This window comes from Protaetiibacter sp. SSC-01 (assembly GCF_014483895.1).
In the GTDB taxonomy this organism is placed as follows: Bacteria; Actinomycetota; Actinomycetes; order Actinomycetales; family Microbacteriaceae; genus Homoserinibacter.
On sequence record NZ_CP059987.1, the window covers coordinates 2,595,250 to 2,618,918 of the forward strand.

The 23,669-nt window shown below is 72.8% G+C and carries 24 protein-coding genes and 2 tRNA genes; 14 read left to right on the forward strand and 12 right to left on the reverse strand.

The features are described 5' to 3' along the window. Positions 1 to 63: 63 nt before the first annotated feature. The 3 genes from H4J02_RS12225 (at position 64) to H4J02_RS12235 (ending at position 3,172) form a co-directional block, all read left to right on the forward strand. The gene (locus H4J02_RS12225; RefSeq protein ID WP_187674834.1) at positions 64 to 1,794 is read left to right on the forward strand and encodes a PspC domain-containing protein; all 1,731 of its coding nucleotides are present in this window, start codon (positions 64 to 66) and stop codon (positions 1,792 to 1,794) included. After that, positions 1,791 to 2,087: a hypothetical protein gene (locus H4J02_RS12230; RefSeq protein WP_187674835.1), complete on the forward strand. Its 297-nt coding sequence runs from the start codon at positions 1,791 to 1,793 to the stop codon at positions 2,085 to 2,087. Before H4J02_RS12225 ends, H4J02_RS12230 begins: the two co-directional genes overlap by 4 nt. Positions 2,088 to 2,221: 134 nt before the next feature. Next, the gene (locus H4J02_RS12235; RefSeq protein ID WP_187674836.1) at positions 2,222 to 3,172 is read left to right on the forward strand and encodes a hypothetical protein; all 951 of its coding nucleotides are present in this window, start codon (positions 2,222 to 2,224) and stop codon (positions 3,170 to 3,172) included. A 111-nt stretch (positions 3,173 to 3,283) separates the two neighbouring features. Here the strand turns inward: H4J02_RS12235 and H4J02_RS12240 are convergent, their stop codons facing one another. Both H4J02_RS12240 and H4J02_RS12245 read right to left on the reverse strand, forming a co-directional pair. Further along, entirely contained in the window at positions 3,284 to 4,669 is a 1,386-nt protein-coding gene (locus H4J02_RS12240) for an FAD-binding oxidoreductase (RefSeq protein WP_187674837.1), read from the reverse strand. A 46-nt stretch (positions 4,670 to 4,715) separates the two neighbouring features. Beyond that, entirely contained in the window at positions 4,716 to 6,017 is a 1,302-nt protein-coding gene (locus H4J02_RS12245) for a glycosyltransferase (RefSeq protein ID WP_187674838.1), read from the reverse strand. 72 nt (positions 6,018 to 6,089) lie between these two features. Between H4J02_RS12245 and H4J02_RS12250 the strand changes: the two genes are divergently transcribed. From H4J02_RS12250 to H4J02_RS12270, 5 genes are all read left to right on the forward strand, one after another. Further along, complete coding sequence (locus H4J02_RS12250; RefSeq protein WP_187674839.1) at positions 6,090 to 6,728, forward strand: TetR/AcrR family transcriptional regulator; 639 nt, start codon at positions 6,090 to 6,092, stop codon at positions 6,726 to 6,728. A 160-nt stretch (positions 6,729 to 6,888) separates the two neighbouring features. Next, positions 6,889 to 7,803 (forward strand): ABC transporter ATP-binding protein, encoded by a 915-nt coding sequence (locus H4J02_RS12255; protein ID WP_187674840.1) that lies wholly within the window; start codon positions 6,889 to 6,891, stop codon positions 7,801 to 7,803. Beyond that, complete coding sequence (locus tag H4J02_RS12260) at positions 7,800 to 8,666, forward strand: ABC transporter permease (protein WP_397420136.1); 867 nt, start codon at positions 7,800 to 7,802, stop codon at positions 8,664 to 8,666. The genes H4J02_RS12255 and H4J02_RS12260 overlap by 4 nt, the downstream gene beginning before the upstream one ends. Beyond that, positions 8,667 to 9,806, forward strand: a complete 1,140-nt coding sequence (locus tag H4J02_RS12265; RefSeq protein ID WP_187674841.1) for a sensor histidine kinase — start codon at positions 8,667 to 8,669, stop codon at positions 9,804 to 9,806. Then, positions 9,803 to 10,429, forward strand: coding sequence for a response regulator transcription factor (locus H4J02_RS12270; protein WP_187674842.1), 627 nt, complete (start codon positions 9,803 to 9,805; stop codon positions 10,427 to 10,429). The genes H4J02_RS12265 and H4J02_RS12270 overlap by 4 nt, the downstream gene beginning before the upstream one ends. A gap of 258 nt (positions 10,430 to 10,687) precedes the next feature. Here the strand turns inward: H4J02_RS12270 and H4J02_RS12275 are convergent, their stop codons facing one another. The 5 genes from H4J02_RS12275 to H4J02_RS12295 form a co-directional block, all read right to left on the reverse strand. Beyond that, on the reverse strand, positions 10,688 to 11,575 hold the full coding sequence (locus H4J02_RS12275; protein WP_187674843.1) for a ribokinase: 888 nt from the start codon (positions 11,573 to 11,575) through the stop codon (positions 10,688 to 10,690). Then, the gene (locus H4J02_RS12280; RefSeq protein WP_397420137.1) at positions 11,572 to 12,675 is read right to left on the reverse strand and encodes a UDP-N-acetylmuramate dehydrogenase; all 1,104 of its coding nucleotides are present in this window, start codon (positions 12,673 to 12,675) and stop codon (positions 11,572 to 11,574) included. Before H4J02_RS12280 ends, H4J02_RS12275 begins: the two co-directional genes overlap by 4 nt. Next, positions 12,672 to 13,094 (reverse strand): MaoC family dehydratase, encoded by a 423-nt coding sequence (locus H4J02_RS12285; protein WP_187674844.1) that lies wholly within the window; start codon positions 13,092 to 13,094, stop codon positions 12,672 to 12,674. The genes H4J02_RS12280 and H4J02_RS12285 overlap by 4 nt, the downstream gene beginning before the upstream one ends. Beyond that, on the reverse strand, positions 13,091 to 13,537 hold the full coding sequence (locus H4J02_RS12290) for a MaoC family dehydratase N-terminal domain-containing protein (RefSeq protein WP_187674845.1): 447 nt from the start codon (positions 13,535 to 13,537) through the stop codon (positions 13,091 to 13,093). Before H4J02_RS12290 ends, H4J02_RS12285 begins: the two co-directional genes overlap by 4 nt. 520 nt (positions 13,538 to 14,057) lie before the next feature. Further along, the gene (locus H4J02_RS12295) at positions 14,058 to 15,206 is read right to left on the reverse strand and encodes a MalY/PatB family protein (RefSeq protein ID WP_187676578.1); all 1,149 of its coding nucleotides are present in this window, start codon (positions 15,204 to 15,206) and stop codon (positions 14,058 to 14,060) included. Between the two features lie 46 nt (positions 15,207 to 15,252). Here H4J02_RS12295 and H4J02_RS12300 point away from each other — a divergent pair, with 46 nt between their 5' ends. Together H4J02_RS12300 and H4J02_RS12305 are read left to right on the forward strand one after the other, a co-directional pair. Then, complete coding sequence (locus H4J02_RS12300; protein ID WP_187674846.1) at positions 15,253 to 15,777, forward strand: hypothetical protein; 525 nt, start codon at positions 15,253 to 15,255, stop codon at positions 15,775 to 15,777. 43 nt (positions 15,778 to 15,820) lie between these two features. After that, complete coding sequence (locus H4J02_RS12305) at positions 15,821 to 16,480, forward strand: DUF2510 domain-containing protein (protein WP_187674847.1); 660 nt, start codon at positions 15,821 to 15,823, stop codon at positions 16,478 to 16,480. Here the strand turns inward: H4J02_RS12305 and H4J02_RS12310 are convergent, their stop codons facing one another. Next, positions 16,481 to 17,578 carry a hypothetical protein gene (locus H4J02_RS12310; protein WP_187674848.1) on the reverse strand — a complete coding sequence of 366 codons (1,098 nt, stop codon included), beginning with the start codon at positions 17,576 to 17,578 and terminating at the stop codon, positions 16,481 to 16,483. Continuing rightward, a complete protein-coding gene (locus tag H4J02_RS12315) occupies positions 17,575 to 18,819 on the reverse strand; it encodes a sensor histidine kinase (protein ID WP_187674849.1) in 1,245 nt (414 codons plus the stop codon). Before H4J02_RS12315 ends, H4J02_RS12310 begins: the two co-directional genes overlap by 4 nt. Before the next feature lie 148 nt (positions 18,820 to 18,967). On the opposite strand from H4J02_RS12315, the gene H4J02_RS12320 reads away from it, so the two are divergent. Then, positions 18,968 to 19,669, forward strand: coding sequence for a glycosyltransferase family A protein (locus tag H4J02_RS12320; protein WP_187674850.1), 702 nt, complete (start codon positions 18,968 to 18,970; stop codon positions 19,667 to 19,669). 22 nt (positions 19,670 to 19,691) lie between these two features. Here H4J02_RS12320 and H4J02_RS12325 read toward each other — a convergent pair whose 3' ends face one another. After that, the gene (locus H4J02_RS12325; protein ID WP_187674851.1) at positions 19,692 to 21,053 is read right to left on the reverse strand and encodes a sensor domain-containing diguanylate cyclase; all 1,362 of its coding nucleotides are present in this window, start codon (positions 21,051 to 21,053) and stop codon (positions 19,692 to 19,694) included. A 148-nt stretch (positions 21,054 to 21,201) separates the two neighbouring features. Here H4J02_RS12325 and H4J02_RS12330 point away from each other — a divergent pair, with 148 nt between their 5' ends. The 3 genes from H4J02_RS12330 to H4J02_RS12340 all read left to right on the forward strand — a co-directional run bounded on the left by H4J02_RS12330 (position 21,202) and on the right by H4J02_RS12340 (position 23,413). After that, on the forward strand, positions 21,202 to 21,936 hold the full coding sequence (locus H4J02_RS12330) for an EAL domain-containing protein (protein WP_187674852.1): 735 nt from the start codon (positions 21,202 to 21,204) through the stop codon (positions 21,934 to 21,936). A 278-nt stretch (positions 21,937 to 22,214) separates the two neighbouring features. After that, positions 22,215 to 22,538, forward strand: coding sequence for a helix-turn-helix transcriptional regulator (locus tag H4J02_RS12335; RefSeq protein ID WP_187674853.1), 324 nt, complete (start codon positions 22,215 to 22,217; stop codon positions 22,536 to 22,538). Next, a complete protein-coding gene (locus H4J02_RS12340) occupies positions 22,535 to 23,413 on the forward strand; it encodes an SRPBCC domain-containing protein (protein WP_187674854.1) in 879 nt (292 codons plus the stop codon). Before H4J02_RS12335 ends, H4J02_RS12340 begins: the two co-directional genes overlap by 4 nt. A gap of 19 nt (positions 23,414 to 23,432) precedes the next feature. Here the strand turns inward: H4J02_RS12340 and H4J02_RS12345 are convergent. Together H4J02_RS12345 and H4J02_RS12350 are read right to left on the reverse strand one after the other, a co-directional pair. After that, a tRNA-Met gene (locus H4J02_RS12345) sits at positions 23,433 to 23,506 on the reverse strand. Positions 23,507 to 23,550: 44 nt separating this feature from the next. After that, positions 23,551 to 23,622 (reverse strand) — tRNA-Thr (locus tag H4J02_RS12350). Positions 23,623 to 23,669 lie beyond the last annotated feature (47 nt).

Sequence of the window (23,669 nt, forward strand, 5' to 3'; positions counted from 1 at the left end):
TCAGGGGACGATCAGGGCGAACCCCCATAGAGCGGGGCCCGTGCCGGCGGGCACGCTCGAGGCATGGCACGACGCACCACCGCATCCGAACCGCCGACGCCCGAGGAGACGCCCGACGAGATGCCCGCCGAGGGCGTCACGAGCGAGGTGGCAACCGCTACCGTCGGCTCCGACGAGCCGACCGCCGGCCCCGGTGAGCCCAGCGCGGCATCCGCGGGGCCGAGCGCGGCATCCGCGGAGCATCCGTTCTTCACGTGGCTGCGCGGCCTCGGCGTCGTGCGGCAGGAGGGTTGGCTCGGCGGCGTGTGCGGGGGCCTGGCCGCGCGCATCGGCGTCGACCCGCTCATCGTGCGGGGCATCGCGGTCGTGCTGGCGGTCGTCGGAGCTCCCGTCGCGTTCGTCTACGCGATCGCGTGGTTCCTGCTGCCCGACACCGCCGGCACGATCCACGCCCGCGAGCTCGGGCACGGCCGCGTCACGCGCGCGTTCCCCGGCATCGTCGCGGTGTTCCTGCTGTCGTTCCTGCCGCTCACGCAGGGCTTCTGGGCAGCGGGCGCCCTCTACTGGAATGACCCCGGCTGGGGCGGGGCGATCGCGCGCGTGCTCGTCACCCTCGTGCTGCTCGGCGGCGTCGTCGCGCTCGTCGTGTGGCTCGCGCAGCGCGCCTCGGGCGACGTCACGACGGGGCCCGCGACGACCGACGGGCGGCCCGAGACCGTGCCGACGTTCCCCGCGGAGGCGGCGACGGATGCCGGGGGCGCGGCCGCCGCATCCGCCGCGACCCCGGCCGCCGCGCCCCTCGTGGAGCCGGGCGAGCCGCCCGCTCCCCGGGCCGACGCATCCGCCGAGGAGCTCGCGGCGTGGAAAGCGAGTCAGGACGCGTGGCAGCAGCAGCGGGCCGCGTGGGCCGTGGAGCAGCGCCGCGCGGAACGCGAGCGCCGACAGGCAGAGGCGAACGCGCGGGCGCAGGAGGCGCTCGCCGCCTCGCGTGAGCGGGCCCGCATCCGGAGGCTCACGAGACCCCGGGCGAACGCGCGGATCGTGTTCCTCATGCTCGGCGTCGCCCTCGTCGCGGGGGCGATCGCCGCGTTCGCGGCCTGGCAGTCGCCGTCTATGCGCGGAGCGGAATGGATCGTGGGGGCCGCCGTCGTCGTGCTCGTGCTCGGCCTCGGAACGGTCGCCGTCGCCCTCGGGCGGCGCCGCAGCGGTGCGCTCGGGTTCTTCTCGATCCTCGCCGTGCTCGCGCTCGCCGTCGCGATCGTCGTGCCGACGGATCGACAGCTGCTGGCCCCGGGGGTGTCCTGGGGCATCGACGCGTCACGCGACGGACGCTATGCGCAGCTCGCCGGGACGACGTCGATCTACGTCGCCGACGACGACCGGCCCGCGCGCACGATCGACCTCTGGCAGGCCGCGGGCGGCATCGAGGTGCGGGTCGCCGAGGGCGCGAGCGTGCGGATCGAGCTGATCACGGAAGCCGCTCGTGGGGAGTTCGGCGTGCTCGCGGAGACCGCCGGGAGCATCGGCATGTGGGCCCGCTACGAGGTCGCCGACGGACGCCGCACGGTCACGATCGGCGACCCGGACTCGCTCGACGTCGTGGTGCGGATCTGGACGCGCCACCCGAGCGCCCTGTACGTGTCCACGACCACCGAGGAGGAGACTCCGCCTCCGCTCGCCCCCGAACCGGACAGCGTCGAGCGCTGGAGGGTCGACACGGGCGAGGCCCTGCCGCCGACCCACGCGCCGAGCTCGACGCCCTCCCCCACCTCGACCGAAGGAGCCGCCCCGTGAGCGACACCCGCGCATCCGCCGCCCCGAGCGCCACGGAGGACGCCGCGCCGCCGCCGCGCCCGCGCATCCGCACCGGTGCCGCGCTGTGGGGTCTCGTGCTCATCGCGGTCGCGTCGTACGTGCTCTGGGCCGCCGCGACCCCCGAGCGCCGTGAGTCGGTCGTCGAGGCGGTACTGACCCTCACACCCCTCGGCTGGACCGTGGTCGTCGTGATGGCCGTCGGCGCGACGATCACGCTCCTCGCGCTCGCTGCCGTCATCCGCCGCCTGCAGGCCCGACTCAACTCTCGCTGACCGGTCGGTTTCTGGCCTCATTTCCGGGTTTTGGGGCCAGGAACCGACCACTCAGAGTTGTCCACAGGCGGCAGCGTGCACAGATTCGGCTGGGGCCGACGCCGAGCCGGCGCGGAGGTGCTGGGGTCGGAGGCATGCCCCGACCCGCCACCCCGCTGCCGCCCGAGTGGATGTCCGACGGCTTCCGCGTGCATGAGGCCCACCTGCGCGGCATCCCGCCCGGGCGGATGTCGGGGCGCGACCTCGTCCGCCCGTTCAACGAGGTGCGGATGGCGGATGCGCCGCGCGGGCCCCGGCAGCTCGCCTTCGCGTACGCGCTGCGGCAGGCACCGGATCAGGTCATGAGCCACACGACGGCGCTCCTCCTCTGGGGCGCACCTCTACCGAGACGGATCGAGGAGCAGCAGGCGTTGCACGTCTCGTCGATCGGACCGGCCCGACCCAGAACGAACCACACGATCCCCCACCGGCTCTACCCGCATCGGACGCCCGTGACGATGCTCGGCGACCTGCACATCACGACCCCCGCGGTCAGCTGGGTGATGAGCGCGCCGCTCCTCGCCCTCGACGAGCTGGTCGCCGCGGGCGATTACCTCGTGACCGGCACGCGCCCGTTCGACGGTGCGCCGCCGCTCACGACGATCGCCGAGCTCGCGGCGACGGTCGCCGCGCGTCCCGGCGACCGCGGCATCCGTCGCGCCCGCGAAGCGCTGGACCTCGTGCGCTACGGACCGCTCTCGTCGCGGGAGACCGGCGCTCGGCTGATGTTCATGAGAGCCGGGCTCCCGGAGCCCGAGCTCAACTACACGGTGCAGCACCCGGCGGGCTCGGGTCCCGTCGCGATGATCGACCTCGCCTATCCGGAGTTCCGGGAGGCGATCGAGTACGAGAGCCTGCTCCACCTGAGCCCGGAGAAGTTCCGCCGCGACATCCGTAAGGTGCAGCAGCTCGCCGCGATCGGCTGGGAGACCCACCGACTCACGGCCGACGACGTCGACGCGCGCTTGCGCACGCCCGCATCCCGCGCGGCCGCGGCCCGCATCCGCGCGTCTCTGCGCGCCCGCGGCTGGCGCCCCGATCGCTGAGTGGTCGGTTTCTGGCCTCAAAACCCTGAAATGAGGCGAGAAACCGACCAGTCAGCGAAAAAATAGGAGGGCCCGGGCGGCACCACCTCCACGGGCGCCCGGGCCCGGCATTCACGCGTCGAGGGACGCGGTGAACACCCCCTGCGGGTCGAGTCGCCGCGCAAGGGAGACGAGGCGCTCGATCCGGTCGGGACGGGCTGCGTCGCCGAGGTCGCGCCACGTGGCGACGAAGCTCGGCAGGAGGGTGCCCCCGGCCCACGGGGCGAGCACGTCGGCGAGCGCCTCCATCGAGTTCTCGGCCGCCGTCACCGCCTCGGGCACCGGTGCGATCGTGAGGGCGTTGACGACGTACTCGGCCTCGACCTCGGTCGCGAAGCCGTCGCGCGTCGTGGGCGCGCCCGAGAGGTGGCGCAGCTGCACCTGCAGGAAGCGGCCCGGGGTCGTCGCGGCGCCCAGGATCACCGGGAGCGCCGCATCCGGGAGCTCGCGCAGCGCGACGCCGCGCTGGACCGCGGGCGACGGGTCGGTCGGCTCCTCGCAGATCGCGCCGAGCTCGCTCGGCTGACGCGGGCCCACCGTGTCGTGCACGACGGGGCCGACGGCGCGGATGGGCGCGAGCACCCGCTCGAGAGCGTCGAGGCCCGCGGTGGTGACGGCATCGACGGTCACGAAGGAGCGGCCCCGGATGGGCTCGGGCAGCTCGGGCAGCGGCGGGAAGTTGAGCACGCTCGCCCACAGGCTCGTCGCTTGGTCGACGGAGCGCGTCGCCTGGGCCCACGCCTGCAGCACGGCGTGCGCGAAGTCGGCGGGGAACATGATGCGGCCGCCCGCGAGCTCACCAACGAGCGCGAGGTCGAGCTCGATCGCGGTGACGGCGACGTAGCGACCGCCGCCGCCGCGGAGGCCCCACAACAGCTCGGGGTCGGTCGACTCGTCGACCCAGCCGCGCTGCCCGTCGGCCGTCACGACCTCGGCGGCGCGCAGGGCCCCGGCGGCCGCGCCGTACTGGCGGGTCAGCCACGTGTAGCCGCCCTGCAGCACGAGGCCGACGGCCGACACGACCGGGCTCGAACCGGCGAGCGCCGTGAGGCCGGTGCCGTCGAGCGCGGCCTGCAGCTCCCCCATCGAGACGCCGGGTCCGACGATCGCGGTGCGCGCGTCGGGCGACACCTCGAGGCGGCGCAGCGCGCCCGTGCGGATGAGCAGCGTGCCGTCGAGGCGCGAGCTCGCGCCGTGTCCCGGCCCGAGCACGGTGACCCGGATGCCGTGGCGCGACGCGTGGGCGACCGCGGTCTGCACGTCGTCGGCGTCCGCGGCCTCGACGACCGCGATGGGGCGCGCGGCGACGGACACGTTCCACGGCAGCGCCGCGAGGTCGAAGCCGGCGTCGCCGGGGAGGTGGAGGGCGCCCTCGAGGCGCGAGCGCAGCTCGTCGGCCTCGGGCAGCTGGGCGGGCATGGGGTTGGAGGTGGACGTGGGGGTGGAGTCGATGGTCACAGTGGATCCCTGATGTGGTGGTGGACAGGTGGAGGTCAGGCGGAGGTCAGGCCGCGGGGCTGTGCGAGGCGACGAGCTCGACGAGCACTCGCTCGAGCCCCGGGAGGCCCGGAGAGGCGACGATATCCCGGCCGATCGCGGCGCTCTTGGCCTTGTACTCCGGCGCAACGATGACGCAACGTACGGCGTCGCGCACCTGCTCCGGCGTGGGCCGGTCGGTGTGCAGATCGATGCCGACGCCGAACCAGTCGACGCGTGCGGTGACCTCGATCTTGTCCTCGGTGAGGCCCGCGGTGACGAGCGGCACCCCGTGCTCGAGCGCGTAGTGCACGCCGCCGTAGCCGCCGTTGGTGACCATGACATCCGTGAGCGGCAGCAGCTTGTCGTAGGGCAGGTACCGTGCGATGCGGACGTTCGCCGGGTAGTCGCGCACGGGCACCTCGCGGCCGCCCGTGGAGACGACGACGAGCACGTCTTCGTCGGCGAGTCCCTGGATGGCGGGGTCGATGAGCTCGCCGAAGTCCGTGTTGGCGACGGTGCCCTGCGTGACGTGCACGACGGGGCGTGAACCGTCGAGATCCGCCCACCATTCCGGCAGCGGCATATCCGACGGACGGGTGCGCGACACGGGACCGACGAAGTGCACGGTGTCGGGCAGGTCGGAGCGCGGGTACTCGAACGACGGCACCGTGAACTGCACGATCGCGTCGGCGAGTCCGGGCGAGCTCATGAAGTCGGCGCGCAGCGTGCCGCCCGCCTCGGCGACGAGCTCGGCGGCGTAACGCTGCAGGGCGCGGAAGATCACCTTGCGTGCGACGAACGAGAGCATCGAGTTGCGCATCCGTCCCGCGAGGCCGGGCTTCGGCTTGACGCCGAGGCCGAAGGGCGCGGTGTCGCGGCTCGCGAGGCCGAGCGGCACGATGCCGAGGTTGACGACGGGCGGGCGGTCGCCGGGGCGGCTGAGGAGCATGAGCGCGCCCGTGAAGAGGCTCTCGAACAGCACGGCGTCGGGGCGTCGCTCGGCGATCGCGCCGTCGAGCGCGGTGAGCTGGGCCGGCCCGGGCTTGAGGAAGATCTCGCGCAGGTCGAAGCGGATGCCGGGCACGCCCGACAGGCCGACGCGGCCGGGGAAGGCGGCATCCATGTCGGTGTCGTCGTAGTCGGCCTCGGCGGGCAGCGGCAGCCACTCGGCGCCGGCCTCCTCGACCGCGGCGCGGTAGCGCGCGCCCGTGAGGAAGCGCACACGGTGGCCGGATGCGACGAGGTGGCGCGTGGCGGCGAGGAGCGGGGTGACGTGGCCGTGCACGGGGGTCGAGCACACGAGCAGGTCGAGGGAGGTGGTGGTCATGGTGGTGGTGGTTTCCAGCGGTAGGCTTTGGTGGACTTGTGAGAGTATTCACCACCCTGATAGGAAAGTCAAATGACTCCCCGCGCCTACGTCTCCCCGCTGCGCACGGCACAGGCCGCGGCGACCCGCCGACGCATCCTCGAGGCCGCCGCCGAGCTCTTCGCGCGCGACGGATATGCCGCCACCTCGCTCGCCGCCCTCGCGGAGGAGGCCGGCGTCTCGCTCGAGACCGTCAAGGCCAACGGACCCAAGAGCTCCCTCATCCTCGCCGCCTTCGACCAGACCTTCACGGGCGAGGTCGGAGACGCGGATGCCGCCCCCATCCACGAACGCAACGTCGGCACGAGCGTGCGCGAGGCGAGCGATGCCGAGTTCCTGCGCGCGTGGGTCGAGTTCGTGACGGGCGCCAACGAGCGCATCTCACGCCTGTGGATCGCGCTGCTCGACGCCTCGATGGGCGACGCGGCCGTCGCGAAGGGGCTCGAGGGCCTGCAGGAGCGCCGACGCAGCGACTACCGCGCGTCGATCGCCGAGTTCCGGGCGCGGGGCCTCGCGAAGCGCGCCGCCGACGACGAGCAGCTCGCCGCATCCCTGCTCTTCCTCGCCTCGCCGAGCGGCTACGTGCAGCTCGTGCTCGACGCGGGCTGGAGCCTCGAGCAGTACCAGGACTGGCTCGTCGACACCGTCGAGCGCACGATCTTCACCCCCTGAGCCCGCGCACCATCCGCTGAGTGGTCGGTAAATCGCCCCAAACCCGCGAGATAGGGCCAGAAACCGACCGATCAGCGTTCGGAGGGGTCCACCGAATGGGGGATGCGAGAACCACCGGGCGGGAGAGGTCGCGCACCGCGCGCCGCGCCAGCATGGAGGCATGACCACCGAGAACGTCGTCGAGGTACGGGGACTCCGCAAGAGCTACAAGGGCGGCTTCGAGGCCGTGCGCGGCATCGACTTCGACATCCACCGCGGCGAGACCTTCGCCCTGCTCGGCCCGAACGGCGCCGGCAAGTCCACCACCATCGAGATCCTCGAGGGCTACCGCGACCGCACCGGCGGCGAGGTGCGCGTGCTCGGCACCGACCCCCGCCGCGGCGGCCTCGCCTGGAAGTCGCGCCTCGGCATCGTGCTGCAGTCGACCGGCGAGACCGGCACCGCGACCGTGCGCGAGGCGCTCCACCACTTCGCCGGCTACTACCCGAACCCCCGCGACGTCGACGAGGTGATCGCCGCCGTCGGGCTCGAGGAGAAGGCCCGCACGCGCATCTCGAAGCTCTCCGGAGGCCAGAAGCGCCGCGTCGACGTCGCGCTCGGCATCATCGGGCGCCCCGAGCTGCTCTTCCTCGACGAGCCGACCACGGGCTTCGACCCCGAGGCGCGCCGCCAGTTCTGGGCGCTCATCCGCTCGCTCCGCGACGAGGGCACGACGATCCTCCTCACGACCCACTACCTCGACGAGGCCCAGCAGCTCTCCGACCGCGGCGGCATCATCGCCGGCGGCGAGCTCGTCGCCCTCGGCGCCATCGACGAGCTCGGTGGAGCGGATGCGCGCGTCCCGATCGTGCGCTGGCTCGAGAACGGCGTGCTGCGCGAGGAGCGCACGACCGAGCCGGGCGCGCTCGTCGCCCACCTCGCCGCATCCGGCGAACCCGAGCGGCTCGAGGTGATCCGCCCGAGCCTCGAGGACATCTACCTGGACCTCGTCGGCGAGACGGCCCGCGCGTCCGCCGATGCCGCCCCCGGCACCGCCCCCGCCCCCGCCCCCGCTCTCGAAGGGAGCCTCGCGTGACCACCGCGACCACCGCATCCGTCCGCCCGCCGGCGCGCCCCGCGTCGTTCGGACCCGCCCGCACCATCCGCCTCGGCCTCTCGCGCGTCGGCCACGAGCTGCGCGCCTACTTCCGGCAGGGCGACACGGTGTTCTTCACCTTCCTGTTCCCGCTGCTCATGCTCACGATCTTCTCGGTCGCCTTCAGCAACGGGGACTTCGGTCGCACCCCCGAGGGCGACCCCGTGACCGCCGCGCAGTTCTACCTGCCGGCGATGCTCGCGGCGGGCGTGCTGCTCTCCGGCCTGCAGAACATGGCGATCGACATCGCCACGGAACGCAGCGACGGCACCCTCAAGCGCCTCGCCGGCACCCCGCTCTCGCCCGTGAGCTACTTCATCGGCAAGATCGGCCAGGTGCTCGTGACCGGCCTCGCGCAGGCGGCCCTGCTCATCGTCGCTGCGCGCGTCGCGTTCGACGTGCCGCTGCCGACCGAGCCGGAGCACTGGGCGACCTTCGCGTGGGTGTTCCTGCTCGGCGTCACGACGTGCGCGATCCTCGGCATCGGCCTCGCGGGCCTGCCCCGCTCGGGCAAGAGCGCGTCGGCCGTCATCATCCCCATCGTGCTCGTGCTGCAGTTCATCTCGGGCGTCTACATCCAGTTCACGATGCTGCCCGAGTGGCTGCAGAACGTCGCGAACCTGTTCCCCCTCGCCTGGCTCGCCCACGGGATGCGGTCGGTGTTCCTGCCCGCGGACTATGCGGCCCTCGAGGCGGGCGGCGAGTGGAACCTCGTCGGCATCGCGATCGCGTGCGGCATCTGGCTCGTCGCGGGTCTCGTGGCGACCCGCCTCACCTTCCGCTGGATCCGCAAGGATGGCTGAGTGATCCGCTCTCGCTGGTGGCTGCTGGTCATCGCCGCAGCCGCCGTCGGACCGGTCGTCGTCCTGACGATCATCGGCTCCCCCGTCGTGGACATCGCGACGGGGGCGGCCGTGTGCGCCGCGTACGCCGTCGTGTTCCTGCTGCTGCGCCCACGCGTCGTCGAGGGCAACGGCTACGCCATCGCGCTCATCGTCGCGACGATCGCGTGGTCGGCGACTCTCACGGGCGTCGAGTCGCTGCTCGCCGTCACGCAGACGGTCGCCTACCCGGTCGCGTGGGTCGTGTCGCGCGGTCGCGGGGCGGCGATCGTCGCGAGCCTCGGCATCGCCCTCGGCGTCGGCGCGGGGTTCCTGCTCGGCGAGGAGGGGCCGGATGCGTGGGGCACCGCTCTCGTGAGCCAGACCCTCTCGTTCGGCTTCTCCACGATCATGGGCCTCTGGATCTCGCGCATCGCCGAGCTCGGCGAGGAGAAGGCGCGCCTGCTCGACGAGCTCCAGGCGACGCAGGCGCAGCTCGCGGCGGCGGAGCGGGATGCGGGCGTCACCCACGAGCGCGCCCGCATGTCGCGCGAGGTGCACGACACCGTCGCCCAGTCGCTCACGGGTCTCGTGCTGCTCGCCCAGCGCGCCCGCCGCGCGCACAACGCCGGCGCGCTCGACGACGAGCTGCTGGAGCTCATCGAGTCGGGAGCGCGCGACGCGCTCGCCGAGACCCGGGCGCTCGTCGCATCCGCCGCCCCCGTCGAGCTCTCGCAGGGCGGGATCGCGGATGCGCTGCAGCGGCTCGCGGAGCGCTTCGAACGCGAGGCGCGCATCCGGGTGACGGTGCAGACGGCGATCGACGTGCCCCTCGACCGCGACACGGAGGTCGTGCTGCTGCGGTGCGCGCAGGAGGGGCTCGCGAACGTGCGCAAGCACTCGGGCGCCGACGCGGCGCACGTCGCGCTCGTCGCCGGGGCGGACGGCGTGCGGCTCACGGTGCGCGACGACGGACGCGGGTTCCCCGCCGAGCTGCGCGCGGGCTTCGGGCTCGCGGGCCTGCGCGACCGGCTCGCCCTCGCGGGCGGCGCGCTCGAGGTCGACGGCACGCCCGGCGCCACGACGATCACCGCGACCCTGCCTGCGGGAGGCGCCTCATGATCCGGATCCTCGTGGTCGACGACCACCCCGTCGTGCGCGCCGGGATCGTCGCGCTGCTCGACGAGGCCCCGGACGTCGAGATCGTCGGCACGGCGGCGAGCGGCGAGGAGGCGCTCGCGCTCGTGCCATCGGCGGCGCCCGACCTCGTCGTCATGGACCTGCGGATGCCGGGTATCGACGGCGACGAGGCGACCGCTCGCATCCTCGCGGCCCACCCCGAGGTGCGCGTGCTCATCCTGACGACGTACGAGACGGATGACGCGATCCTGTCCGCCATCGCGGCCGGCGCGAGCGGCTACCTGCTGAAGGCCGCGCCCGAGGAGGAGCTGCTCGCGGGCGTGCGCGCCGTCGCGGCGGGAGAGGTTGCGCTCGCGCCGAGCGTCAGCCGGATGCTCGTGGCCCGCACGCGTGAGCCCGCCCGCCCCGCGGGGCCCGAGCTGAGCCCGCGCGAGCTCGAGGTGCTGCGGCTCGTCGCCGAGGGGCTCTCGAACCGCGAGATCGGGGCGCGCATCCACCTCGGCGAGGCCACCGTGAAGACGCACCTCATGAAGGTCTTCGGCAAGCTCGGCGTCAACGACCGCACGCGCGCGGTGACCCGGGCGATGGAGCTGGGGCTGCTGTGATGTCTGGCGCCGCGACCACCGTTGGTTGAGTAGCGCCGCGCCGCACCCCCGCCGCTGGTTGAGTAGCGCGCGGCCGCGCGGAGCGCGACCGCACGCGTATCGAAACCCTCGCACGGCGTATCAAGTGCGGGCCATGGATGGATCATGCGCCGACGTCATGCGTCCGTCGGGTTTCGATACGCCCGCTCCGCGGGCTACTCGACCAGCGGGAGAGCCGGCGCAGCCGGCACGGCACAGCAGCGGCGAAGCCGCTCCCGCTCACACGAGCGGCGCGACCTCGTCCCACGTGGGCATCGACGTGGAGGCCCCCGCACGCGTCGTCGCGATCGCGGCGGCGACGGCCGCCGCACGCAGAGCGGATGCCTCCGCCTCCCCCGCCGCGAGCCGCGCCACGAGCACGCCCGTGAACGTGTCCCCGGCCCCGGTCGTGTCGACCGGCGTCACCGCATACGGTTCGACCGACTCGACGATCTCGCCACCCCGAGCAACGAGCGCACCGCGCGCCCCCCGCGTCATCACGACCATGCCGGCCCGCTTCGACAGCGCCCGCGCCGCATCCGTCTCGTCGTCGATGCCGGCGAGCTCGCGCGCCTCGCCCGCGTTCGGCACGAGGATGTCGACCGCATCCAGGAAGTCCTCCGGCAGCGGCAGCACGGGTGCGGGCGTCACGACCGTCGTGACCCCGACCGAGCGGGCGAACGCGACGGCCTCCGCGACGAGCGGCAGCGGGCGCTCGAACTGCACGACGAGGTAGCGCGCCGAGCGGATCGCGTCGCACTGCACGTCGTCGAGCGGCAGCTCCACGCCGTTCGCGTCGGGCACGACGACGATCGCGTTCTCGCCGCCGTCGAGCACCGAGATGTGGGCCGTTCCGGTGGGGCGCTCGACGAGGGCGATGCCGTCGGTGTCGACGCCCGCAGCCGCGAGGGTCTCGCGCAGCTCGCGCCCGAACGCATCCCCGCCGACCGCGCCGAGGAACGCCACGGAACCGCCGACGCGCGCCGCCGCGATCGCCTGATTGAGCCCCTTGCCGCCCGGCACGGTCGCGAACGAGCTGCCGAACATCGTCTCGCCGGGCTCGGGCAGCCGCGGCTGCCGCACCACGAGATCCATGTTGGCGCTGCCGAGCACCACGATGTCGCTCACAGCGTCACCCCCACGAACACGGGCTCCGGGTGGAGCCGCACGCCGAACTGCGCGAGCACGCGCATCTGCACGAACGAGGCGAGCTGCACGACGTCGGCCGCCGTCGCGCCCCCGCGGTTGACGATCGCGAGCGTGTGCTTCGACGAGATCGCGGCGCCCGATCCGGGCAGCGAGAAGCCGCGCGCGATGCCCGACCGTTCGATGAGCCACGCTGCCGAGAGCTTCACCTCGTAGGGGCCGGATGCGAGCGACGGCACGTCGTCGCCGGGCGCGAGCACGCGATCCGCCTCCTCGGGCGACACGGGCCAGCGAGGCGCCTCGGGCGGTAGCGAGCGGGCGAAGGTCTCGGTGACGATCGGGTTGGTGAAGAACGAGCCCGCGCTCACCGAGTCGGGGTCGGCGGGGTCGAGCACCATGCCCTTCGAGGCGCGCAGTGCGAGCACCGCGCGGCGGGCCTCGGCGAGGGTCACGCGGTCGCCGAGCGAGACGCCGAGAGCGGATGCCAGCTGCGCGTACGCGACGGGACCCGACCATCCGCCCGCGTCGAGGTCGAGCTCGACGGCGAGCACGATGCCCGCGCGGCCGCGCTTGAGGGCGCTCGTGCGGTAGCCGAGACCCAGCTCGGATGCGTCGAGCCGCACGAGCTCGCCCGTCGCGTAGTCGAGGAAGTCGACCCCGACGAGCCGGTCGCCGAGTTCCTGGCCGTAGGCGCCGATGTTCTGCACGGGCGCGGCACCGACGGTGCCGGGGATGCCGCTGAGGGCCTCGATGCCCGCGAGGCCCGCGTCGACGGTCGCGGCGACGAGCGCATCCCAGCTCTCGCCCGCGGCCGCGCGCACGCGCGCGTGCCTGCCGTCGGCGTCGAGCGCGATGTCGATGCCGCGCGTCGCGACGCGGATGACGGTGCCGTCGAAGCCGTCGTCGTCGATGACGACGTTCGAGCCGCCGCCGAGCAGCAGCCAGTCGTCGCCCGTCTCCCACACCTCGAGCGCCGTGCGCACGAGCTCCTCACGCGTCGTCGGGGCCACGAGCTCGCGCGCGGGCCCGCCCACGCGCAGGGTCGTGAGCTCGGCGAGACGCGGCGCGTCCACGCCCGTCACGCGTCCAGACGCACGACCGCCTGGGCCTTGCCGAGCACGGTCTCGCCGTTGAACGTCACCGTGAGGTCGATGCGCGCAGCGGCCTCGTCGAGGCGGCCGACCTTCGCGACGACCGTCACGAGGGCGCCCTCCGCGGGGTCGACGACGACGGGGCGCGTGAAGCGCACCTGGTAGTCGACGACGCGGCCGGGGTCGCCCACCCAGTCGACGACGGGCTGTACGGCGAGCCCCATCGTGAGCATGCCGTGCGCGAGCACGCCCGGCAGACCGACGGATGCGGCGACGTCGTCGCGGTAGTGGATGGGGTTGAAGTCGCCGGATGCGCCCGCGTAGCGCACGAGGGAGTCGCGGCTGAGCGCGAACTCGGCCTCGGCGACGACGTCGCCGACGGTCAGGCTGGAGAGGGCGGGCGTGCTCATTCGTCACCTCGCACGACGAGGGTGGATGTGGCGGTCACGACGTGCTCGCCGGATGCGTCGGAGATGAGCGCGTCGGCGGTGACCATCGAGTGGCCGCCGAGGCTCTTGACGCTCGTGACGGTGAGCGTCGCGGTGAGCTCGTCGCCCGCGACGATCGGCCGGCTGTAGCTGAAGCGCTGGTCGCCGTGCACGACGCGGCTGAAGTCGATGCCACCCTCGGGGTCGGCGAGCAGCTGAGCGAGAGCGTGCTCCTGCACGACGACGGGGAACGTCGGAGGCGCCACGACATCCGCGTAGCCCGCGGCCTGTGCGGCCTCGACGTCGTGGTGGAGGGGGTTGGTCGCGAACACGGCCCGCGCGAACTCGCGCACCTTCTCGCGACCGACCAGGTAGGGGGCTGTCGGCGGGTAGCTCCGCCCCTGCAGCTCGGGGTTGACGCTCACCCGTCGAGCCTACTGCGGCGGGTGGCGGTGGTCTCGAGACGCGGCGCTTCGCGGCGCTCCTCGACCCCTGGGGTTCCTGCGGCGTCAACGTGCGGAACCCCGGCGACCTTCGCGGTCGGCCGGGGTTCCGGGGGGTCTGTGCGGTGGTCTGCCTTACTGGCAGGACTCGCAGTAGAGGTCGTCCATCGGGTCGACCGGAACTGCGTAGCCACCGACGGTGTCGACGTCGTTCATGGCAACCTCCCTCAAAAGTCTCAACTAGTGCTCCAAGGTTTTCGCCCTGGTGAGTCACCACTATATAACGGGAATTCCACGAATGTCATTCCCCTAGATGTTGTGTCTCGGCGTGTCGCCCAACGTCTTTTCGAGCACCCTCATTCCACCAGCAACCACCGACATCGGCGCGGCTGGAGCCGCGCCCCGACGGCGGGAGAAACGCCTCCCGCCGCGATGTCGTAGCTCCAGCCGCGCCACGAGATCACGGCAGGGGTGGGGCGCACGGACGGGGCGCGGGCGACCCTCAGGGGCGCGTGAGGGCGGCGATGCGGGTGATCGCCTCGGTGAGCAGCTCGGGGCTGCACGCGAGGTTCAGGCGCACGTGGCCGACGCCCTCGCGGCCGAACGTCGGCCCGTTCGAGAGGGCCACGCGCGCGTGCTCGAGGATGTGCTGGGCGGGGTCGTCGCCCCAGCCGTACGCCGAGAGGTCGATCCAGGCGAGGTAGCTCGCCGAGGGTCGGCGCAGCCGCGCGAGGGGGAGTTCGGATGCGAGCAGCCGCTCGAGCAGGTCGACGTTCGCCGTGATCGCGGCGAGCGTGTCGGCGAGCCACTCGCGCGAGTCCGCGAAGCCCGCGCGCGTCGCCATGAGACCGAAGAGGCCCGTGCGGAACGTGACCTCGTCGGGCAGGCCGCGCACGACATCCGCCATCCGCTCCGACGCGGGAACGATGAAGGCCGCCTTGAGGCCCGCGAGGTTGAACGCCTTGCTGCCGGACTCGGCGGCGATCGCGTGCTCGCGCGCCGCATCCGACACCGTGAGGTACGGGGTGAACTCGACGCCCGGGTGCACGAGCGGGGCGTGGATCTCGTCGCTCACGACGAAGGCGCCGTGGCGCTCGACGATCCGCGCGAGCTCCTCGAGCTCGCCCCGCGTGTGCACGAGGCCGAGCGGGTTGTGCGGGTTGCACAGCAGCACGCCGCGCGCCCCCGCCGCGAGCGCGCGGTCGATGCCCGCGAGGTCGAGCGCATAGGTGGAGCCGTCGTCGAGCAGCGGCACCTCGACGACGCGCGCGCCGGCCTCGGGGATGAGGTCGAAGAAGGGCGGGTAGACAGGCGGCGTGATGATGACGCCGTCTCCCGGTGCCGAGAGCCGCCGCAGCGTCTCGACGATGACGACGCTCACATCCGTCGTGATCCCGAAGAGCGCGGGGTCGGGCGACCAGCCCCACGCGTCGCGCGCGAACCCGGCGAACGCCTCCGCGGCGCCCGTGTCGCGCGGGTTCACGTAGCCTGTGTCGCTGCGCTCGACGGCGGCGTGCAGCGCCTCCGCGATGGCCCGCGCGAGCGGGTAGTCCATCTCGGCGACGAACATCGGCAGCACGTCGGACGGATGCTCGGTCCACTTCTCGCTCGTGCGTCGCCGCAGGCTGTCGAGGGGCTCGGCGTGTGTCATACCCACCTCACGATGCTAGGGCGGGCGCGCCGCTACTCTCTCGGATGTGAGCGGCCTCGTCATCCCTCCCCCGGCGGCGCGGGAGATGAACACGACCCGGGAGCGGCCGCTGCTTCCGCCCGGCACGCGCGTCGACGGCGTGTGGGTGTGGCTCATCGTGGTCGTGCCGTGGGTGCTCGCGTCGACCATCTACCTCTTCGACATCGGCGAGGTGCTCGACGCCCTCTGGGTCGACGACGTGCAGGGCGCCCTCGGCCACGTCGCTCTGCACGCGGGCGTGCTCGCGGCGAGCTCCGTCGCGACGATCGGGCTGGCCCTGCTCTTCGCGTGGCGCGACTCGCGTGCGCTGCGCACCGTCGGCGTGCTGCATCCGTTCCCCTGGGGTTTCGCGGCGATCGCGGGCATCGTCTACGTCATCGGCCGCCACGTGATCCTGCGCAAGGTGACGCGACCCTCGGTCGCCCCGCTCGCGACCTCGATCGCGCTCTACGTGCTCTGGTACTCCGTGTTCGGCGTGTGGGCGGTCGTGACGCTCACGAACGGCCTCGTCGGCCTCGGGTCGCTCGCCTGACGCGGGGCGCCCGCCCCCTAGGATCGGCTGCGAGGAGGCCCCGATGACCGACCACCACCCGACAACCGCCCAGGCCACCGCCCAGGCCGCACCCGGCTGGTACCCCGACGGATCGGGTGGCCAGCGCTGGTGGGACGGCCGCGGCTGGACCGACCACACCGCCCCCGCCCCCGCCCCCGCCGCGCCGACGGGAGCAGCGATCGTGCGCCCCACCCTCCCGGCGGGCACGAGCGTCGACAACGCGTGGGTGTGGGTCGTGTCGCTCATCATGGTCGTCGCGTCGCTCCCGTTCTTCTTCTTCGACATGTCGGGTTACATGCGCGCGATCATCGAGGCCGAGGTGTCGGGCTCGACGAGCGGCATCCCCTCGGTGATGGCGAACTACTTCGTCTTCCTGGCCGTCACGCAGGTGCTCGGCCTGGCGGCGTGGGGCTTCACGGTCTTCGCCGCGTTCCGCGACTACAAGCACCTCGAGAGCGTCGGCGTCGTGCGACCCTTCCACTGGGCGTTCGCCTTCATCCCGTACACGATCGTCTACCTCATCGGCCGCCACGTCGTGCTGCGCAAGGTCGTGCGCACCGCGGGTTGGCCGCTCTGGGCGCACATCGCGAGCTACGGCCTGGTGTTCGTGGCGGCGATCGTCTGGGCGATGGTCGTGATGCAGTCGATGTTCAACGACCTCATGTACATGTCGTTCACCTGATCAGGCGCCCCGCACGACCCCGAGCGGCTCGAACTCGAGGTCGAGCATGCGGGAGTTCGGGCGCACGAGCGCGCCCGGGAACGCGGCGCGGATGAGCGCCTGCAGCTCGGGCCCGAGCCGGCGCTTGCCGGTGCGGTCCCACGCGAGGGTGAAGCGGATGCGGTCGCCGCTCCTGCTGAGACGCGCGCTCAGGCGGCGGTCGGCGAGCGCCGCGCACGCCGCCTCGATCGTGGCGTGCTGCGTCTCGTCCATGTGACCGGCGAGGCCCTCGGGGTCGTGGAGCCGCCAAACGAGGTCGCTCAGCCACCGGCCGTCGACCTCTGCGACGAGCTCTCGACGGAGGGCCTCGCTGAGCGCACGGGCGCGCTCGGCGTCCTCGGCATCCGCGCTCCCCGCCTCGAGCAGGCCGCGCAGGAAGGGGCCGACCTCGGCTTCGACGAGGGCGATGCGCTCCTCGCGCAGCTGCTCGCGCACCTCGGCGCGCAGTGTCTCCGCGAGCTCGGCACGGGCCCCCCGAGAGGCGTCGCGCCACTCGAGGAGCCGGATCACGATGATGCGCGCGAAGGTCGCCGCGCCGACGGTCGCCGCGAGCATCGGCCCCGCCGTGAGGCCCGCGTACACGAGCGGCACGAGGCTCGCCCCGAAGGCGACCTGGCCCGCGACGGTGATGGCCCCGACGATGAACGCATCGACGACGCCCATGACGAGGATCTCCCGCGCGGGCCGGTAGCACCCGGTGACGAGCACGAGGAGCGCGTAGGCGAGCGGCGCCCAGTCGGATCGCACGGTCGCGTTGGTCTCCCACTGCGCGGCGGCCTCGAGCAGCACCGCCGCGAGGCACAGCACGTGCAGGAGCACGGCATCCGCTCGCGTGAAGGGGGCGCGGCTCGGGGAGCTCGCGAGGATGACGACGAGGCACGCGGCGGCGATCGCGAGCAGGGCGAGCACGAGCAGCGGCCGGTCGTTGTACTCCGCGACGTGGATGACGCTCAGCGAGACCGCGAGCGCGAACGCGGTGGCGGTGAGCCCCCATACGAACATCTGCGCGGTGACGGCGGCGAGCGGGTCGAGCTGCTGAGCGCTCGTGCGCGAGCTCACTCCTCCACCCCCCTCGGAACCGTGATGTGCACCGAGGTGCCGGCGCCAGGGCTGCTCCACAGGCGCACCCGCCCGCCGAGGCGCTCGATGCGGCCGCGCACCGACTCGCTGATGCCGAGGCGGTCGAGCGGCACGGCATCCGGGTCGAAGCCGACGCCCTCGTCGACGATCGTCACGCTCACGCCGTGCGCGTCGCTCGAGATGGTGACCCACGCCTCGGCCACCCCGGCGTGCCGGGTGACGTTGACGAGGCACTGCTCGACGGCGCCGCGCAGCGCGTCGGCGACCTGCTGCGGAAGCGCCGCGAGCGCGGCCCGGTCGCCGTCGACCGCGACCCGCAGGCCGCCCGCCTCCCCGACGGCCGCGATCCACGCCCCCGCATCCGTGCCGCCGTCGGTGTCGGCGTGCAGCACGGGGAGCATCGCGGTCGACTCGAGGGCGCGCTCGATCATCGAGCGCTCGGGGCCCGACAGCTCGCCGGGTGCCCGCGACGCGAGGGCCGCGAGGGCGCCCAGGATGTTGTCGTGCAACTGCGCGATCGACTCGCGCCCCTCGAGCTCCCGCACCCGGCGCACCCGCATCCGTCGATCGGCGGCGTCGAGCGTCGCGCTGCCGCCGCGGGCACGGGCGCGCGCGAGGGGGAACATCGCGTAGCTGGCGGCCAGCCCGAGCGCGAGCAGGATCGGCGGCATGTCGACACGGAACTCGAGGCCGACGAGGAGGCCGGTGCCGACGACCGTGAGCTTGGTGACCACGAGGCCGAAGATGGAGCCCGCGATCCCGCCCGTCCAGTGGTCGAAGGTGGTGCCTGCGATGACGGCGGCGCTCGTGGCCATCGACAGCACGAAACCCGCCGTGCCCGCGTAGTTCTGCGCCGGCGACTGCGACATCGCGACGGTGAGGGCGGCGAAGGCCGCGAGCACGACCACGGTCGCGAGACCGAACCCGCCGATCGTGAGCGGCTGGGCGCGCCAGGCGACGACGTTCGCGGCGGCCATCACGAGCACGGGCACGGGCGTCCACCACACGAGGCTGCCGGGCTGGAGCAGGATGAGCAGCACCGCCTGCGCGATGATCACGCCGAACACGACGAGGTTGATGGCGACGGATGCGGTGACGAGCGCGGCGCGGGTCGTGACGGCAGCCTGGTGGAGCGGGAAGATCCATACCCCGTCGACGGTGACGGCATCCGCTCCCGCGACGAGGGGGGCCTCCGCGTCACGCGCTCGCGTGCGTGCCATGAGGTGAAGGGTAGCGATTGTCCCCCGTGGGGGACATGCCCCTGTTGAGGGCGCGGACCCGTGCGTCTACCCCGGACCGCGCTACCGCGTGCGGCACGCCCGCGCAAGCGGATGTCGGCCGCGGCGCTGCCCGCCTACCGTGGCCCGCGTGAAGATCTCCGCCGTGATCCCCGTCAAGGACGATGCGTCGCAGCTGGAGGACTGCCTGCGCGCCCTCGCGCGGCAGACGCGCCCCGCCGACGAGGTGGTCGTCGTCGACAACGGCAGCGACGACCGCAGTGCGGAGGTCGCCCGGCGCGCGGGCGCGCGGTGCGTGCGCGAGGAGCAGCCCGGCATCCCGGCGGCGGCGTCGACGGGCTACGACGCCGCGACGGGCGACGTCATCGCGCGCCTCGACGCCGACTCGGAGCCGCCGCCCGACTGGCTCGCGCACATCGAGGAGGTGTTCGCGCACCCGTCGGCGCCGGATGCCGCCACCGGCTCGGGACTGTTCCCCTCGCTCGGCAGGGCGGGCCGCTGGGCGGCGCAGACCCTCTACATGGGCGGCTACTTCGCGGTCTTCACGCCCGTGCTCGGCCATCCGCCCGTCTTCGGCTCCGCCTTCGCGATGACGGCCGGGGCGTGGGATGCCGCGCGCACCCGGGTGCACCGCGACGACCCCGAGGTGCACGACGACCTCGACCTCGCATTCCAGCTCGACTCGGTGCGACGCGATCGGCGGCTCGACGTGCCCATCTCGGCGCGGCCGTTCGGCGACGTCGTCGCGTTCGGCAGGCGCATCCGTCGCGGGGCGCACACGGTGCTCGTCAATCGCGGGCCGCGGGCTGTGAAGGAGAGACGGCGCGCATGAGCCGGAGCGGCAGCCGGCCGCCCTACGCGCGGGGCGCCGCGTCGTCCGCCGCGACGACCGCGTCGGCGACCGAGACCCGATCGCCCCCCGCCATCTTCGCGGCGTACATCGCGTGGTCGGCGGCGCGGATGAGCTGATCCATGACGGGCGCTCCCCCGTTGCCCACGGCGACCACCCCGACGCTCGCCGTGATCGGCAGATCGGCGGGCAGGTCGCTGTAGGGCTCTGCGATCGCGCTCCGGATGCGGTCGGCCAGCACCGCCGCGTCGCCCGCGCTCTCGACCGCCGCCACGACGATGAACTCGTCGCCGCCGAAGCGGCCGAGCACGTCCTTCTCGCGGATGAGACCCCGCAGGCGCTGACCGACCTCGCGCAGCAGGGCGTCGCCGGCCGCGTGACCGAGGCGGTCGTTGACGGCCTTGAAGCCGTCGAGGTCGATGAAGATCACCGTGAGCGCCTCGTAGGAGTCGAGCAGCGTGCGCGTCACGTCCTCCTCGACGAGGCGCCGGCTCGGAAGCCCTGTGACCTCGTCGTGCATCGCGGCGCGACGGATCGTCTCCTCGAGCCGGATGCGCGCGATCGCCTGGGCCGCCTGGTTCGAGAGCGCCTCCGCGAGCGGCACGGCTTCCTCGTCGAACTCACGGGGGTGGTCGAAGTAGCAGACCATGGCGCCCACGGAATCGCCGTGCGAGCGCATGGGCGAGGCGATCGCCGCGTGGATGCCTCCCGCGCGATAGACGTCGCTCATCCGCACGCCCGGGGTGTAGGCATCCGCGTCCTCGGGGCGGCGGACGAGGATGACCTCGCCCCCGAGCAGGGTCGTCGAACCCGTGGGCCGGAAGCCGGGAGGCCAGTGCGCCGCGAGCGGGTTGACGCCTGCGGCCTGGACGAGTCCACCCGCTCCGCGCAGGTGCACGCTCACGTGGCTCGCGGCGAAGGCGCGCTGCGCGACATCGGCGAGCAGCTCTGCCGCTTCGGCCTCCGTGCGCACGTTGCCGAAGCCGACGGCGGAGTTCAGCAGGATCTGGAGACGCTGGCGGCCTCGCTCGGTCTTCGCCTCGGCGCCGCGGAAGCCGAGGTTGAACGCCGACCGCGTCGAGACGTCGTAGACCGCGAGCTGCTGCACGCCCGAGGGATCGTCGGAGTCGAGCTCACCGACGACGACCGGTCGGACGATGCCCGACGCACCGTGGAGCGTCGCGTCGGTCGGACGCATCCCGTCGGTGCCGGCGAGCGGCATCCGCAGGGTGAGGAACGCCTCGAGCGGGCGGCCGACGACCTCGGCGCGCTCCGAGCCCATCCACTCCAGCGTGGTGGTGTTGACGTCGACGATGACGGAGTTCTGATCGATCGTGATCCGACCGCAGGCGGTCAGCCCGTGCATGTTGAGCACCGCCTGGTGCTGCGCTGCCTACTCTCCACGTTCGAATGATCGCTGGGCGCGAGGCCGCTGTCAAACTTGCGCAATACGCCGTGATCCCCTCCGAGCGCAAGGGCGAGTTCCCACGTCGGCACGCGCGTATATTCGGGCCGTGCCCGCACTCGACCTCGCCCTCGTCGGCGCGGTCTCGCGCGGCGAGATCACGGCCGTTTTCCAGCCCCAGTTCGACATCGCGTCCGGGCGGATCGCGGGCGCCGAGGCGCTGTGCCGGTGGAGCCATCCCGAACTCGGCGAGGTGCCTCCCGTCGACTTCATCCCTGTCGCCGAGGACGCGGGCCTCATCGACGAGATCGGGCGCTTCATGGCGGAGCGCTGCCTCGCGGCGCTCGCCGAGTGGTCGATCGACGTCGCGCTCAACGTCTCGCCCTACCAGCTGGCCACGCCTGCCTTCACCGACTGGCTCGCCGTCGGCGTGCGCGCGCGGTCCGGGCACGGGGGCGACCTCATCCTCGAGATCACCGAGTCGCGCGAGCTCCACGACGTGCCGGCCGTCTTGCAGCACCTCGACCCGCTCCGCCGGCTCGGCGTCGTGATCAGCCTCGACGACTTCGGCTCGGGGCACGCCTCGCTCGTGCAGCTCGTGCGGCTGCTGAGCGGCGAGGTGAAGGTGGATCGCTCGCTCATCGCGGATGCGTCGGCTGGGGCGGCGGCGCAGATCGCCGAGGTCGTGGAGGTGGCGCATGGCCGCGGCATGCGCGTCGTGGCCGAGGGCGTCGAGACGCAGGCCCAGCTCGACCGGGCGCGCGAGCTCGGATGCGACCGGGCGCAGGGCTATCTGCTCGGCCGCCCGATGCCGCGCGAGGAGTTCGCGCTGCTGCTCGGCTGAGGCGGCTCCCTCTCGGCGGGCTCTGGATGGGCAACTACCCCGACCGGGACGAGCCCTAACGCGAGAACCGCTGCTGCGCCGCCTGCTTGCTGACGCCGAGGGCACCGCCGATCACTGTCCACGAGTCTCCGGCCGCCCGAGCGGCCCGCACCGCATCCCGAAGTCGCGCCTCCGCCGCATCCAGCTCCTCGTTGGCGCGGACGCGCTGTGGGCGGCCGGAAGTGGCCGCGAACTCCGGACCGTTGACAGGTGACCATAGAGTCACCTAATTTCGATGCGTGGACACCGATGCCGTGATCGCCGCGATCGCGGACCCGTCGCGACGACGCATCCTCGACGCGCTGCGCGCACGGGACGGGCAGAGCGTCGGCGAACTGACAGCCACCCTCGCGCCGCTCGGTCGGCACGCCGTGCTCAAGCACGTCGGCGTGCTCGAGCACGCCGGTCTCATCGTCTCGCGCAAAGAGGGACGCACCCGGCTCTGCCACCTGAACGCGGTGCCGATCGTCGCGCTCGCGCAGCGGTGGATCGACGACTTCGGGGCGCGAGCGTCGAGCGGCCTGCTCGCACTCAAGTCCGACCTGGAGAGGAACCAGAGATGACCGACGACCGCGTCTACCGAGTCGATGTGACGACCACGCCCGAGCGCGCCTGGGCCGCGCTCACCGATCCCGACACGGTACGCCGCTACTACTTCGACACCGCGCCTCGCACGAGCTGGGAACCCGGCTCCCCCATCGAGTTCGTCGACGACGACGGCCAGGTGCAGGTCGTCGGGGAGGTGCTCGAATACGATCCGCCCATCCGGCTGGCCCACACCTTCGTGGCCACCTGGTACGGCGGCCACGACGATCAGGGGTCGCTGCACTGGGAGATCACCCCCACGGCGAGCGGATGCCGCATCACCCTCATCCATCGCGGCGCCCGAGCCGACACCCGCGAGGGGTCGGAGACCGCCGACGGGTCGCGCCACATCATCGACGCGTTGAAGGCGCTGCTCGAACGGCCGGCCGACATCATCCGCAGCGCCGAGGTCGATGCACCGCTGAGTCGCGTGTGGGAGGCGATCGTCGACTCCCACGCCTTCGGCACGTGGTTCGGCGCGGAGTTCGACGGCCCCTTCGAGGTCGGGGCGACGACAGCGGGACGGATCGTGCCGACGGCGATGGATGCGGAGGTCGCCGCCGCCCAGGAACCGCACCGCGGTGCCGCGCTCACCCTCGACGTGCTCGCGATCGAGCCTCAGCGTCGTTTCGCCTTCCGCTGGCACCCGGTGGCGGAATCCACCACCCAGACGACCGTCGAGTTCACGCTCGAGGCGGTGGGCCCGGAGCGGACCCGGATCACCGTCACGGAGGACGGATTCGATCGGCTTCCGAGCGAGATCCGTGATGACGCACGCGACGGGAACGCCGGAGGCTGGGAGGCCCAGACTCGTCTACTCGCGGAGTACCTGCGCCGGGCCACCGCCAGGTGAGACCGATCTCGGTCATCGGTAGCTGAGGCGGGACTCGAACCCGCGACCTCACGATTATGAGTCGTGCGCTCTCACCAACTGAGCTACTCAGCCACGCGTCCACCGACGCGAGGCCGAGCCCCGATCCGATGAAGCAGAGCCCCGAGTCAGGATTGAACTGACGACCCCTTCCTTACCATGGAAGTGCTCTACCACTGAGCTATCGGGGCGAACCGCGGATGCCGCGGCACCCGCAAGAGCCTACCATCCGTCAAAC